Here is a 13,975-nt window from a genome sequence, read left to right on the forward strand (position 1 = left end):
GGGATAAAGCGGGCTTAACTCCGCAGCGGAGTAAAGCCCGCTTTATCCCGTTTCCTACCAGGCGTTCTTGAGGTCGGCGTGCTGGCGTATCCAGGTGTGCATCACGATGCCCGCCGCCACGCCGGCGTTGATCGAGCGCGTCGTGCCGAATTGCGCGATCGACACCACGAGCGAAGCCGAAGCTTGGGCGTCCTCGGACAGACCCGGTCCCTCCTGTCCAAAAAGGAGGATCGAATTCCTAGGCAGATCAACGGTTTCCACCGGCACTGAGCCCGGCGTGTTGTCGACGGCCACGATCGCGAGCCCGGAAGCCGAGGCGTAGGAAACGAGACCCGAGACGTCCGCGTGGTGCTCGAGATGCTGGTATCGGTCGGTGACCATGGCGCCGCGGCGGTTCCACCGGCGGCGGCCGACGATGTGCACGGCCGCGGCCGCGAAGGCGTTGGCGGTGCGGACGACCGTGCCGATGTTGTGATCGTGCTGGAGGTTCTCGATGGCCACGTGGAACGGGTGCCGACGGCTGTCCACATCGGACACGATCGCCGAGCGGCGCCAGTACCGATACGCGTCGACCACGTTGCGGCGGTCGCCGTTTTCGAGCAGCTCGGGGTCGTACCGCTCGTCGGACGGCCACTCGCCTTCCCACGGGCCGACGCCGACCTCTTCGCGGGCGACCCACTCGGTGGGCCCGGTCTCGTCCGGCTCAGCAGTCACGCACTGATTGTCGCTCAGCCCAGGCTGACGCGGTGCGCCGGTGCGTCGTCGAGGTGACGGTGGCGCCAGCGCTGGTAGGCGCCGACGTAGGAGATGACGACGACCGCCAGCGCGATGACCACGACCATCGGCAGCATCGGCCGCGGGAACACGGTGCCGTAGAGGTAGTAGGCGTTGAACCCGCCCGGCAGGTCACCGAGGCCCTGCTGGTGCCGGAAGTAGTTCTCGAGCGCGGTGAACGGGCAGGGGATCGGGAAGACGTTGACCAGCACGCCCCAGAGCACGGCGGCCATGTGCGCGAAGATGAGCTTCGGCCAGCGCCAGGCGAGGAACCCGCCGAAGCCGATCGCGAGCAGCGCGAGAATGTGCACAGCGACCGTTATGTCGGCTAGTACTCCGGCCATCGCTACCCCCTTTACGATCCCCGGTCACTTTCGACCGTACTCCGGGAACGCTGAGAATGCGTCGACATAACGACCTGCCGACACAGAGTTCAACCCAAAGCTTGAACTCGTTTACCCAGCGTGTGGGCTCGGCGGCGGATCTTCGGGGAATTGGGGGATGCGGCCGGGTGGAGGCGGCGGCGTCTCGCCGGGAGGGAAGTCCGGCTTCTTGCCCGGGTACTGAGTGGGCGGCTCATGAGGATATTGCTCCGGCGCGCCTGGCGGCTTTTCGCGGCGCGGGAACGGTTTCGGCTTGCCGGGCGGCTCCGGTGGGGTGCCCGGCGGAGGCGGGGTGTCCACGTACTCGACGTTACCCCCGCCTCACGCTGGGCGCAGGCTGATCCGCTACCGGCGAACGGGCTACAGGCCCAGGTCGTCCTTGCCGAGTAGGTAGCGGTACTCGAGGCCTTCCTTCTCGACAGCCTCGCGGGCGCCGGTGTCACGGTCGACGACCGTCGCGACGCCGACGACGACGGCGCCCGCCTCACGCAGCGCCTCGACGGCGGTCAGCACGCTGCCGCCGGTGGTCGAGGTGTCCTCGACGGCCAGCACGCGCTGGCCCAGCACCTCGACGCCTTCGATGCGCCGCTGCATGCCGTGCGTCTTGAGCGACTTGCGGACGACGAACGCGTCGAGCACCACGCCGTCGGACGCGGCCGAGTGCAGCATCGCGAGCGCGACCGGGTCCGCGCCGAGCGTCAGGCCACCGACCGAGCCGAAGTCCCAGTCCGCGGTGAGCTGACGGAGCAGCTTGCCGATCAGGGGCGCGGCCGCGTGATGCAGCGTCGCGCGCCGGAGGTCGATGTAGTAGTCGGCTTCCTTGCCAGAGGCCAAGGTCACTTTGCCGTGCACCACGGAAAGATCCGTGACCAGCCTCGCCAATTCGAACTTCGCCGCTTGATCCAATCCGGGGTACGCCACGGCTGGGATCCTCGCACACGCACTCTCAGTCATCTGCCAGAGCCGCCTCAGCGGGACGGCCGCGCGTGGCCGCCCAGGTCGGGACCAAAGTCGAGAACAACGCGAGCGCGAGTGCGATCCCGGCGATGCTCAGGTAGATCGACAGCGGGCCGGTCGGGAGCACCGAGCCGGACACCACCAGGCAGAACGGGACGATGGCGCCCGCCGAGACGATCGTCCCCAACGTCACCCCGACCACCGCGATCAGCACGCCTTCCATGCCCATCATGCGCAGCACCTGGCCGCGGGTGGCGCCGGTGAGCCGCTGCAGGCCGAACTCGCGGCGCCTGCGCATCGTGCCCATCACCAGCGTGTTGACCACGGAGATCACCGTGTACGCCATGATCATGCCGACCAGCAGGTAGTTGACCCACGCGCCGATCTCGCGGCCTTGGACGTGCGCGGCGAACAGCGCCTCGCGGCCCGCGACGGTCACGCCGGGTTGGGCCAGGTGTCCCAAGTCCGCGGACCCGCGCACCAAGATCTGCGGGGCGAGCCCGGTCGTGGTGTGCGGCGCGATGGTCTCGGCCGGCATGAGCAGGCTTTCGAAACCCGCGCGTGCCGGGAACACGGCCACCACCCGCACCTCGATGACGGCGCCGTCGCCGAGCATCACCGTGAGCCGGTCGCCGACCTTGTGCCCGAGCGACTCCGGCATCGCGACGGTGTCGCCGCGCAACGCGGACAGCGTCCCCGAAGACGGCACCGCGGCCGTGGTCTGCGCCGCGCCGTCCGCGGTCACGCCCAGCACGGGGATGCCGTCGTCGTCGGTCTCGCCGAACGGCTTGAGGATGAACACCTGGCTGGGCACGTACTCCGAAGCGGCCGTGACGCCCGGCGTGGCCTTGACCTTCTCAAGCATCGAGGAGTCGAGCCCGGTGGGTGAGCTGATCACCGAGTCGGCGCGCAGGTTCTCGGTGAACGCCTGGTCGGAGATGGCGGCCTGGGTGGTCTGCAGGTAGATGTTGGCGGTCGCGATACCGGTGGCCAGCATGATCGGGGTGACCGCGGCGGCGATGCGCACACCTCGGCCACGCGCGTTGAGCATCGCGAACCGGCCGCTCACGCCGGACAGCGCGCGCAACGGCCACTGCACGATCGCGATCAGCGTCTTCGTGACGCCGGGGCTGATCATCGCCAGCCCGATCGCCCACAGCATCACCGCCGGCCCGGCGGTGCTCGCCGCGACCGGCCCGGTCATCACCGCGACCGTCACGATCGCCAGCGCGCTCCCGCCGCCGAAGCACAGCACGGCGAAGATCACGCGCAGCGGCGTCAGCCAGTGCCGCTGGACGCCGGCTTCCCGGAGCGCCTCGGTCGGCTTGGTGCGTGCGGCCCGGTTGGCCGCGAGCAACGCGCCGAAGAACGCGGCCAGCGTCGCCGCGCCGGCGGCGGCCACCACCGGGATCCAGCCCTGGTGGAACTCGACGACCGGCGGGACCACGCCGTTTTCGACGAGCTGGTCGAACAGCCAGCGTCCCAGCAGCGAGCCGAGCAGGCCGGCGATCCCGGTGGCCAGCACCGAGACGAGCATCGCCTCGCCGAGCACCATCCGGCGCAGCTGCCTCGGCGTGGTGCCGATGGCGCGCAGCAGCGCCAGCTCACGCATGCGCTGCTGGACCGACAACGCGAGCGTGCTGCCCACCACGAACATAGCGACCATCACCGACAATCCGCCGGACACGGCCGCGAGCACGATCAGCGCCTCGCCGCTGGTGACGGCCTCGGGGAACTCGATGGTGCCGCGGTCATCGCCGGTCAGGGCCAGCGCGGAGGTGCCGCGAAGCGCGCCCGAAAGATCAGTGGTGACCGGCGCGAAGACGCCGATGACGTCGACGTATCCCGGATGTCCGGACAGCCGCGCGGCCTCGGCGTCCGAGAAGAACACCGAGGGCTTGCCGACCGAGTGCTGTGGTGCGGCGATGCCCGAGATCCGGAACGACTCGACCCGGCCGGGCACCGGCAGGTCGATGCTCGCGCCGACCGTGCCCGACTCGACGACGACCTCCCCATCGCCGGGCGCCGTGCCGGAGGTCAGCGTGTACGGGGTGAGCGCGGCGGACGACCAGCCGTGGCCGACCGCGTGCCCGGCCGGGAACGAGATGTCCGCGACGACCTGCTCGACCCCGGGCACCGCACGCAGCTTCGCGACCAGCGAAGCGTCGAGCCTGACCTTCTCCGGCAGGTTCGCCGTCTCGGTCTTGAGGTCCTTTTCGGGATCGCGCAGAGCCGGATCCTCTTTGGGGATCTCGAGCTGCTGCGCGCCCGCGACCACGATCGGCGCGCCCGCGAGCCGCTGGGGCTGCACGGCCGTGCGGATCCCGGTCTCCATCAGCCCGCCGCACGCCATCACGATCAGCGCGCCGAAGAACATCGCGACGAAGGTGGCGAGGAAACCACCTTTGCGCAGCCGGAGCGTGCGCAGTGCCATCCGCAGCATCAGACACCGACCAGTTCGCCGAGGTGGGTCATCCGCTCGGCGACGACCGCGGCGGTCGGCGCGTAGATCTCGTCGACCAGCCTGCCGTCCGCGAGGAACACGACGCGGTCGGCGTAGGACGCGGCGACCGGGTCGTGCGTGACCATGACGACGGTCTGCCGGGTGTCCTTGAGCAGCCCGAGCACGTCGGCGGCGGTGCGCGTGTCGAGCGCGCCGGTCGGCTCGTCGGCGAACACCACCGCGGGCTTCGCGATCAGCGCACGCGCGATCGCGACCCGCTGCTGCTGGCCGCCGGACAGTTCGGACGGCAGGTGCTTGCGGCGGTCGGCGAGCCCGACACTGGCGAGCACCTCGCGCACGAACGCCCGGTCGGCCTTACGCCCGGCCAGCATCTGCGGGACGGTGACGTTCTCTTCCACCGTCAGCGCCGGGAGCAGGTTGAACGCCTGGAAGATGAAGCCGACCCGGTCCCGCCGCAGCTTCGTCAGCTTGGTCTCGCTGAGCGTCGACAGGTCCTGGTCGTCGAGGATGACGCTGCCCGAGGTCGGCCGGTCGAGCCCGGCGGCGCAGTGCAGGAAGGTGCTCTTGCCAGAGCCGGAAGGCCCCATCACCGCGGTGAAGCCGCCGCGCGGGAAGCCGATGGTGACGCCCTTGAGCGCCGCGACGCCGGAGTCGCCCTTGCCGTAGACCTTGCGGACACCGTCGAGGCGGACCGCGTCATTCCCCAGTTTCATGGGGAAAACGCTAGGCATCCAGCACCCCGAACTCCCTGGGGCGCACGAGCGTCTTCGAGGTGGGGCTAGCCCTACATAGCCTTATCTAGCATTTTTGCAAGACTTAGCTAGAACCCGGGATAAAGCGGGCTTTATCCCGGGTGCTTTCCCCGGGATAAAGCCCGCTTTATCCCGGGCCTAGGTGCGGTTGCGACCACCGACGCGATTGCCGATGGCGCGCACCAGCGGGCGCGGGATCAGCTGGCCGAGTGTGACCACGGCCTTGTACTGGAAGCTCGGCACCGAGACCGTCTTGCCACGGCGCAGATCGGCCAATGCCTCGGTGACCACCTGCTCGGGCTTGAGCCAGAACTTCTGCGGCCCCGGCTTGTCGAGCCCCGCTCGCTCGTGGAACTCGGTCGTCGTGAAACCCGGGCAGAGCGCCATCACGCGCACGCCGGGCGGCAACGCGGCCGCGACGCCTTCCGAGAACGAGGTCACCCAGCTTTTGCTTGCCGTGTAAGTGGATCCGCGACCGCGGAAGAAGCCGGCGACCGAGCTGACGTTGATCACGTCCCCGCGCCCGCGCTCGATCATGCCGGGCAGCACCGCCCTGGTGAGCCGCAGCACCGCGGTCACGTTGACGTCCAGCTGCGCCTGCAGCTCGTCTTGCGAAACCGTCCAGAATTCACCGTTCAGGCCGAAACCCGCGTTGTTCACCAGCAGGTCGACGTCGTCAGCCAGCCGCTCTTCGACCAACGCCCGGCCCTCGACGGTGGACAAGTCGGCGGGCAACACTGAAGCCTCGATGGAGTGGTTTTCCGCAAGTTCGGCGGCGAGCGCGTTGAGCCGGTCGACATCACGGGCCACGAGCACGAGGTCGTGGCCCTCGGCGGCCAAGGTGCGCGCGAACTGGGCGCCGATGCCTGCGGTGGCGCCGGTGATCACTGCGGTGCGGGTCATTGCGCCACCGTAACGCGGTGAACCCCTGACATGCGACGATGCTTGTCGGGAAGTATCGTCCCGCGCATGGGTCGGCACAGCCTCCGTAAAGCCCGCTATCTTCCCAAGGTCGCCGCGGGCGCCGCACCACTCGCGTTCGTGCTCGCAGGCCAGGCGGCGTGGGCCGCGGATCTGCCGATCGAACACCGTCATTCCGGTTCGCTCGACCGCGGGCTCACCCAGGGCAGCACCGACCGCCCCGGCGAGAACAGCTCGTTCCTCACCGGTTTCCTCACCGCCAAGAGCACCGACGTCATCACCGGCAAGCTCCCGGACGGCAACACCATCACCGCGGGCACCACCAACGCGGGCCACGCGGATAGCTCGCTGAAGCGCCGCGAAGAATGGTCGCTCGACCCGGCGAACGCCGTCGCCGGGGTGCTTTCCGAGACCGACGCGCACCTCGCCACCGAGACCGAGCGCGAGGACGGCGTCCGCCTGCCGAACGGCGTCGACCTGCTCAGCCAGCACTCCGAAGCCCCCGAGCTGCACCTGACCAGGACCAACCTGATCAGCGCGCAGGGCGCGCACGCGCTGTCCGACCTCGGCGCCACGGCCGGGTTCACCAGGTCCTCCGGCCAGGCGGCCGACCTCGGCGACCTCGGCGCGGTCGGGACCAGCTCGGAGCAGTTCGCGCACGGCTCGTTCACCGGGCTGCTCGACCTGAGCCAGACCGGCGGCACGGTGACGAACGGGTTCGACGGCGCGTTCAACCAGGCGCACGCCGTCGGCGGTCACCTCGGCGGACTCTCGACTTCGATCGCGGGCGCGCAGTCGGGCAAGCTCGGCTACTTCGGCGCCTTCAAGGGCACGCTGCCCGGGGTGGTCGAAGGCAGCGAGACGGCGCTCGGCAACTCGTTCAACGGCGACCTCGGCCTCGAGCACGTCGCCGCGATCAACGCCAACACCGCGACCGACCTCACGGGCGCCGCGGCCGTCAGCCAGCCGCTGACCGGTGGTCCGTCGACCCAGCAGAACGCCAAGATCGCTCAGGAACTCGGCGGCAGCATCGGCGTGCTCGACCAGACTCCGCTCGCGGGCGGGCTGCGCATCACCGGCCTGCCGCTTGAGATTCAGCCTCAGTAACGGGGTCAGGGCCGGGATAAAGCGGGCTTTACTCCGCGTCGCGCTGCGCGCTCACGGAGTAAAGCCCGCTTTATCCCGTCAGTATGAGTCGTGCTGGTCGGGCGAGTGGACCTGCTCGGCTTCGCCCTGCCAGTGCTTGCCGGGCGCGGGGTCCGCGGCGGCGGTGGCGCCGCCGGTCTCACCGAACTCCTCGTCGAACGGGTCGACGATGTCGGCGATCTCGCCGAGGTCGCGCAGCAGGCGCTCCAGCCTGGACGGCCCGACGTTCGGCGCGGCGCTGGCCAGCACCCACTCGTTCTCGAGCCAGGCGACGCCGACGTCGCCGCCGAGCGAGTCGGCGGCGTCGACCAGGTCCTGGGTGATGATCAGGCGGGCGGCGTCGCCGTCGTCGGCGAAGGCGTAGCGCTGGCCGATCGGGCCGAGCATCTCGGGCATGCCGTCGCGCTGGAACGGGACGCTGGCCAGCCACATCTCCAGCAGCGTCTGGTGCACGCGGTTGCAGCGCACGGCGACGACGACCGCCGGGATCTGGCCGTTCGACTCGATGTCGAAGATGAACACCGGGCGCCGTCCGTCCGAGGTGAAGGTGGAGCCCGCGACGACGTTGACCGCCGCCTCGGCGCCGAAGTACCCGAGCGCGCCACCCTGCCACTGCTGGGGCAGCCGTTCGTCCTCTTCGACGAACTGCCACCCGCGCAGCTCGGCCCAGCGCATCCGCTCACGGTTGCGCGAGCCTTCACGCGCTCTGTCGGCAGCTAGCAGCCCGAGCCCCGCCACCAATGCGACAGCGGCGATGACAAACCAGATCCACGCCGGAATACCCACGTAGACAAGCGTATCCCCCGGCCACCTCCGAAGAGATCAGCCGGGGGAGTGTCGCACTGAATCATTTGGATTAGTCGACGCGTCCGACCACGAGCGAGTCGCTCGCCTCGAGCTCCGGAATGTCGACACGGACGGTGTCGCCGTCGCGGATCTCGCCGCCGAGCAGCGCCTTGGCCAGCTGGTCGCCGATGGCGGACTGGACCAATCGACGCAGCGGCCGCGCACCGTAGATCGGGTCGAAACCGTTCAGTGCCAGCCATTCGCGGGCACCCTCCGTGACGTCGAGGGTGAGCCTGCGCGCCGCGAGCCGCTTCGCGAGCCTGTCGATCTGAATGTCCACAATGGACGTCAACTGCTCGGTGCCGAGCGAGTGGAAGACCACAATGTCGTCAAGTCGATTCAGGAACTCGGGCTTGAAGTGGCGCTGCACCACCGACAGCACCGCGTCCCGGCGGCCACGCTCGTCGAGCTGGGCGTCCGCGAGGGACTGTGAGCCCAGGTTGGACGTGAGCACCAGGATGGTGTTGCGGAAGTCGACCGTGCGGCCCTGACCGTCGGTGAGCCGTCCGTCGTCGAGCACCTGCAGCAGCACGTCGAACACGTCCGGGTGCGCCTTCTCGACCTCGTCGAGCAGCACCACCGAGTACGGCCGCCTGCGCACCGCCTCGGTCAGCTGACCACCCTGGTCGTAGCCGACGTAGCCGGGCGGAGCGCCGACCAGGCGGGCCACCGAATGCTTCTCGGCGTACTCGCTCATGTCGATGCGCTGCATGGCGCGCTCGTCGTCGAACAGGAACTCCGCCAGCGCCTTGGCCAGCTCGGTCTTGCCGACACCGGTCGGGCCGAGGAACAGGAACGAGCCGGTCGGCCGGTCGGGGTCGGCGACACCGGCCCGCGCACGGCGCACCGCGTCGGACACCGCGGTGACCGCCTCCGGCTGCCCGATGACGCGGCGCTGGAGCTCCTCCTCCATCCGCAGCAGCTTGCCCGTCTCACCTTCGAGCAGGCGGCCTGCCGGAATGCCGGTCCACGCGCTGACCACATCGGCCACGTCGTCCGCGCCGACCTCTTCCTTGAGCATGACCTGCTGCTGGGCGACGGTCTCGCTGGCCGCGGTCGCCGCCTCGAGCTCCTTCTCCAATGCCGGGATACGGCCGTAACGCAGCTCGGCCGCGCGGCCGAGGTCGCCGTCGCGCTCGGCGCGCTCCGACTCGCCGCGCAGCTGCTCCAGCTGCTCCTTGAACTCGCGGACGCGCTCGATCGCGCCCTTCTCGTTCTGCCAGCGCGCGGTCAGCGCGGTGAGCTGCTCACGCCGCTCGGCCAGCTCGTGGCGCAGCGCGGCCAGCCGCTCCTTGGAGGCTGCATCGTCCTCTTTGGACAGTGCCATCTCCTCGATCTCCATCCGGCGCACCGCGCGCTCGACCTCGTCGATCTCGACGGGCCGGGAGTCGATCTCCATCCGCAGCCGCGAACCCGCCTCGTCGACCAGGTCGATCGCCTTGTCCGGCAGGAACCGGGCGGTGATGTACCGATCGGACAGGGTGGCGGCCGCGACCAGTGCGGCGTCCGTGATCCGGACACCGTGGTGCACCTCGTAGCGCTCCTTGAGCCCGCGCAGGATGCCGATGGTGTCCTCGATGGACGGTTCGCCGACCAGCACCTGCTGGAAGCGCCGCTCCAGCGCCGGGTCCTTCTCGATGTGCTGGCGGTACTCGTCGAGCGTGGTCGCGCCGACCATCCGCAGCTCACCGCGGGCGAGCATCGGCTTGATCATGTTGCCGGCGTCCATCGCGCCCTCACCGGTCGCGCCGGCGCCGACGATCGTGTGCAGCTCGTCGATGAACGTGATGACCTGGCCTGCCGAGTCGGTGATCTCCTTGAGCACGGCCTTGAGCCGCTCTTCGAACTCACCGCGGAACTTCGCACCGGCGACCATCGAGCCGAGGTCCAGCCCGATGACCCGCTTGCCACGCAACGACTCCGGCACGTCACCGGCGACGATCCGCTGCGCGAGCCCCTCGACGATGGCCGTCTTGCCGACGCCCGGCTCGCCGATGAGCACCGGGTTGTTCTTGGTGCGCCGCGAAAGCACCTGGACCACACGGCGGATCTCGGTGTCGCGCCCGATGACCGGGTCGAGCTCACCGGCGCGGGCGCGCTCGGTCAGGTCGACGCCGTACTTCTCCAGCGCCTTGAAGGTGCTCTCCGGATCGGGGCTGGTGATCCGCGCGGAGCCGCGGACCTTGGTGAACGCCTCGCGCAGCGCGTCCGGCGTCGCGCCGTGGCGGCGGAGCAGGTCGGCCACCGGGCCACCCTCGGTGGCGAGGCCGACGAGCAGGTGCTCGGTCGAGACGTACTCGTCGCCGAGTTCGGTCGCGAGCTTCTGGGCATGGGTCAGCGCCTTGACGGCGTGCGTGTCGAACTGCGGGCTCGACACGGTGGCGCCGGTCGCCGACGGCAGCGCCTGGATGATCGGCTCGAGTTCCTTGTGCACCTGCGCCGGATCGGCCCCGACCGCGGTCAGCAGCGGCGCGGTGAGGCCCTCGCCCTGCGCCAGCAGCGCGCCGAGCAGGTGCGCGGCGGCGACATAGGGGTTACCGGCCATGGTGGCGGCCTGCGCGGCCGACGAGATGGCCTGCTGGGTCTTCGTGGTCGGGTTGAAAGCGTCCATCCCTCACCTCTGTCGAAAGTACTGTTCGCTATCCCTAACGTCAGAAAAGTTGAGTCTGTTCCGCTCAACCCTGAATCGGTGTCACGGCGTTCTCGGGCAGCCGGGGCCCAAGCCACCCGAGCCCGGCGACGGCCAAGCAGGCGCAGGTCGCGACCAGCACCCACGGCACCCAGACTGCCAGCGAAAACAACCCCGCGACAGCCGGGGCAAGCACCGACGAGAAGGTGAACGCGTACTGGTACGCGGCCAGATAACGCCCCCGGGCCATCGGCGGTGCCGCCGCTTCGGCGAGCGCGCCGCCGCGCGGGCCGAAGACGAGTTCGCCCGCTGCCAGCACGAGCGTGACGGTCAGCAGGTAGAGCGGGAGCCCGTCGAGCGGCACGAAGATCGCCACGAAACTGAGCGCCGACCACGCCGCGAAGAGGCCGGAGCCGAGCCGCATCGCACCGATTCGGGTGAACCGCCGGGTGTGCCGGAGCGCGAGGGTGCCGCTCATGCTGAACGACAGCGTGAACACCGCCAGTATCGCGCCGGGCAGCCAGCTCGGGCCGTGCAGCTGGTCGAGCACGAACACCGGCATGCCGACGAGGAAGAAGTCGAGCGAGAGGCTGAAGAGGCCGCAGAAGAGGATCAGCGCCAGATACGGCCGGTTCTTCGACACGTTCGCCGGCACCTTCTCGAACCACGCGACCTTGTGCGGCGCGTCGACGAGCGCGACCACCACGCCCGCCGCGACCAGGAAGGTGACCACGTCGCCCACCAGCGCGACGCGGTAGCCGGACGGCACGAAGGCCGCGGCGAAGGCGCCCGCACCGAATGCGGCGGTCCGCACCATCGCGACCAGCGCGAACGGGCGCTCCTTCGGCACGTTGCCCGCGACGTCGGCGACGAGCACGTAGAGCGCGCAGTAGAACAGCTGCTGGCCGACGGCGACGATCATCGCCACCGCGACCACGGTGACCACCCCGTCGGCCACCAGGTACAGCGAAACCCCGGTCGCCTGCACGAGGAACGCCGTGATGACCACCCAGCGCGGGCCGATCCAGTCGACCAGGTGCCCGGCCACCGGCGGGACCGCGAACGCCACCAGCCCGCCGCCGGTGATCGCCATCCCGGCGACGCCGAGCGGCAGCCCGATCTCGCGGGTGACGTAGAGCAGGACGAGCGGCAGGAAGAGCCCCGTGCCGAAGTTGTCGATCCCGAGCGCGATGAGCAGCGCGGCCCGGCTTCTGGTCACATCCGGAAACCTAACCGGGAAAAAAGCACCGGCACAGACTCCGTAGGGTTACGAAACTTCGCACTTGACCTCGGTCGCAAGGGCTTTGCGTAGATCTTCGTTCATCGCCGCGAGACGTTGGGTCAGATCCGTCACCTGATCGGCGTCCCAGCCCGCCAGCGCGTGCGTCATGAAGTCCAGATAGCGCCCGCGCCACACCAGCAACTCCTCCTGGCCACGCGCGGAGACGCTGATGAGCGACGCCCTGCCGTCCTCCGGCGCGGGGCGGCGGTCGATCAGCCCGGCGGCGGACAGCTGGGCGATCTGCCTGCTGACGACCGAGATGTCGACCATCCGGCGTTTGGCGACATCCGACGGGCGCGACTCGCCGAACTTGGCGAGATCGGACAGCAGCATGGCGGCCGCCGGGTGCAGGCCGGGGTTCGACTGCCAGACCTGCATCAACCAGGCGTGCTGGAGCTGCGAAGAGGTCTTCAGCTCCCGCATGAGCTCGACGCGGGCGTCGTCCTCGCTCTCAGTGCCAGAGCTCATCTCGGGTCCTCCATAATGCTTGTATCATACAAGTTTAGGTAAACCAGTTGCACTGGGCAACCAGTCGCCGAGTGACGCTCGGTACACCCGGACGGAGCAACAATGCGGGCAAAGGGCTGGTCTCCGGCTACCCTGCGGACAGCCCGGAAACGCCGGTCGATCAACACATAGGACACATGACAGCCGACGCGGTTAGCCCACTTCCCCGATCTTCCACCCACCGGGAGGCCCCGCCCGCCGTCACGGCGATGGTAGGGCTCATCCGGGATGCGTGGGACAAGGCCGAACCGTTCCTGCCCGAGATCTCCCAGTTCTTCTACGGGATGCTCTTCACGCTCGCGCCCGCCACCCGCGACTTCTTCCCGATCAACATGGAAGTCCAGCGCGGCCGCCTGGTCCGCGCGCTGGTGCACATCGTGCAGATGGTCGACCGGCCGGACGACCTCGTCCCTTTTCTTAAGCAGCTCGGCCGTGACCACCGCAAGTTCGGCGTCATCCCCCGGCATTACGAGGCCGTGGGCACCGCGTTGCTCGCCTCGCTGAAGAACCACCTCGGCCCCGACTGGACGCCGGAGGTCGAGCGCGCGTGGGCGGAGGCGTTCACCATCGTCGCGCGCGCGATGCAGGACGCGGCCGCCGCCGACCAGAACCCGCCGTCGTGGAGCGCGACCGTCGTCGAGCACCGCAGGCTGACCTGGGACCTGGCGCTGGTGCGGCTGCAGCCGGAGCACCCGGTGCCGTATCTGCCGGGGCAGTACATGAGCGTCGAAGTCCCGCAGCGCCCCCGGTTGTGGCGGTATCTCTCGCCTGCCAACGCGCCGCGCGAGGACGGCGGCATGGAGTTCCACGTGCGCGCGGTCGACGGTGGCTGGGTGTCCCGCGCGATCGTCAGCCACACGCAGTCCGGTGACATCTGGCGGTTCGGCCCGCCGCTCGGGCGGATGCGGGTCGACCGCGAGGCCGGGCGCGACGTGCTGATGATCGCGGGCGGCACCGGGATCGCGCCGATCAGCTCGATCCTCGACGACCTCGCGCAGTGGGGCGAGAACCCCAAGGTGCGCGTGTTCTACGGCGGGCAGACCCGCGAAGACCTCTACGACCTCGAACAGCTGCGCGCGCTGGCGGCCACGAACCCGTGGCTGACCGTGGTGCCGGTGATCGAACGCGGTCCTGGCCTGGCAGGCGGTGAAAGCGGCACGCTCGCCGAGGCCGTCACCCGATACGGCGCCTGGCCCGGGCACGACGTGCTCGTGTCCGGCTCGCCCGCGATGATCAGGGCGACCGTCTCGCGGATGCTCGTGGCCGGTACCGCTTTGGATCAGGTGCAGTACGACCCGTTCACCATCGACTAAG

At 69.5% G+C, this 13,975-nt stretch carries 12 protein-coding genes; 2 read left to right on the top strand and 10 right to left on the bottom strand.

All coding sequences use genetic code 11. From position 1 onward, the window contains the following. Positions 1 to 54: 54 nt before the first annotated feature. The 6 genes from BLV57_RS11655 to BLV57_RS11680 all read right to left on the bottom strand — a co-directional run bounded on the left by BLV57_RS11655 (position 55) and on the right by BLV57_RS11680 (position 6,233). Entirely contained in the window at positions 55 to 714 is a 660-nt protein-coding gene (locus tag BLV57_RS11655; RefSeq protein WP_091288645.1) for a TrmH family RNA methyltransferase, read from the bottom strand. 14 nt (positions 715 to 728) lie between these two features. Beyond that, the gene (locus BLV57_RS11660) at positions 729 to 1,118 is read right to left on the bottom strand and encodes a DUF2784 domain-containing protein (protein WP_091288646.1); all 390 of its coding nucleotides are present in this window, start codon (positions 1,116 to 1,118) and stop codon (positions 729 to 731) included. A gap of 399 nt (positions 1,119 to 1,517) precedes the next feature. Further along, positions 1,518 to 2,078 (bottom strand): orotate phosphoribosyltransferase, encoded by a 561-nt coding sequence (pyrE, locus tag BLV57_RS11665; protein ID WP_091288647.1) that lies wholly within the window; start codon positions 2,076 to 2,078, stop codon positions 1,518 to 1,520. A gap of 25 nt (positions 2,079 to 2,103) precedes the next feature. Continuing rightward, complete coding sequence (locus tag BLV57_RS11670) at positions 2,104 to 4,557, bottom strand: ABC transporter permease (RefSeq protein ID WP_091288648.1); 2,454 nt, start codon at positions 4,555 to 4,557, stop codon at positions 2,104 to 2,106. Further along, positions 4,557 to 5,291, bottom strand: a complete 735-nt coding sequence (locus BLV57_RS11675) for an ABC transporter ATP-binding protein (RefSeq protein WP_091288649.1) — start codon at positions 5,289 to 5,291, stop codon at positions 4,557 to 4,559. Before BLV57_RS11675 ends, BLV57_RS11670 begins: the two co-directional genes overlap by 1 nt. 177 nt (positions 5,292 to 5,468) lie before the next feature. Continuing rightward, the gene (locus BLV57_RS11680; RefSeq protein WP_091288650.1) at positions 5,469 to 6,233 is read right to left on the bottom strand and encodes an SDR family NAD(P)-dependent oxidoreductase; all 765 of its coding nucleotides are present in this window, start codon (positions 6,231 to 6,233) and stop codon (positions 5,469 to 5,471) included. Positions 6,234 to 6,299: 66 nt separating this feature from the next. Here BLV57_RS11680 and BLV57_RS11685 point away from each other — a divergent pair, with 66 nt between their 5' ends. After that, a complete protein-coding gene (locus BLV57_RS11685; RefSeq protein ID WP_091288651.1) occupies positions 6,300 to 7,358 on the top strand; it encodes a hypothetical protein in 1,059 nt (352 codons plus the stop codon). 78 nt (positions 7,359 to 7,436) lie between these two features. Here the strand turns inward: BLV57_RS11685 and BLV57_RS11690 are convergent, their stop codons facing one another. The 4 genes from BLV57_RS11690 to BLV57_RS11705 all read right to left on the bottom strand — a co-directional run bounded on the left by BLV57_RS11690 (position 7,437) and on the right by BLV57_RS11705 (position 12,622). After that, positions 7,437 to 8,183, bottom strand: coding sequence for a type III secretion system chaperone family protein (locus tag BLV57_RS11690; protein WP_091288652.1), 747 nt, complete (start codon positions 8,181 to 8,183; stop codon positions 7,437 to 7,439). A gap of 70 nt (positions 8,184 to 8,253) precedes the next feature. Then, positions 8,254 to 10,854, bottom strand: coding sequence for an ATP-dependent chaperone ClpB (clpB, locus tag BLV57_RS11695; RefSeq protein WP_091288653.1), 2,601 nt, complete (start codon positions 10,852 to 10,854; stop codon positions 8,254 to 8,256). A 64-nt stretch (positions 10,855 to 10,918) separates the two neighbouring features. Continuing rightward, a complete protein-coding gene (locus tag BLV57_RS11700; RefSeq protein ID WP_091288654.1) occupies positions 10,919 to 12,091 on the bottom strand; it encodes an MFS transporter in 1,173 nt (390 codons plus the stop codon). A 48-nt stretch (positions 12,092 to 12,139) separates the two neighbouring features. Beyond that, a complete protein-coding gene (locus tag BLV57_RS11705; protein WP_091288655.1) occupies positions 12,140 to 12,622 on the bottom strand; it encodes a MarR family winged helix-turn-helix transcriptional regulator in 483 nt (160 codons plus the stop codon). 176 nt (positions 12,623 to 12,798) lie between these two features. On the opposite strand from BLV57_RS11705, the gene BLV57_RS11710 reads away from it, so the two are divergent. Next, positions 12,799 to 13,974, top strand: coding sequence for a globin domain-containing protein (locus tag BLV57_RS11710; RefSeq protein ID WP_091288656.1), 1,176 nt, complete (start codon positions 12,799 to 12,801; stop codon positions 13,972 to 13,974). Position 13,975: the final 1 nt, after the last annotated feature.

It is taken from the genome of Amycolatopsis xylanica (assembly GCF_900107045.1).
Taxonomy (GTDB): Bacteria; Actinomycetota; Actinomycetes; order Mycobacteriales; family Pseudonocardiaceae; genus Amycolatopsis; species Amycolatopsis xylanica.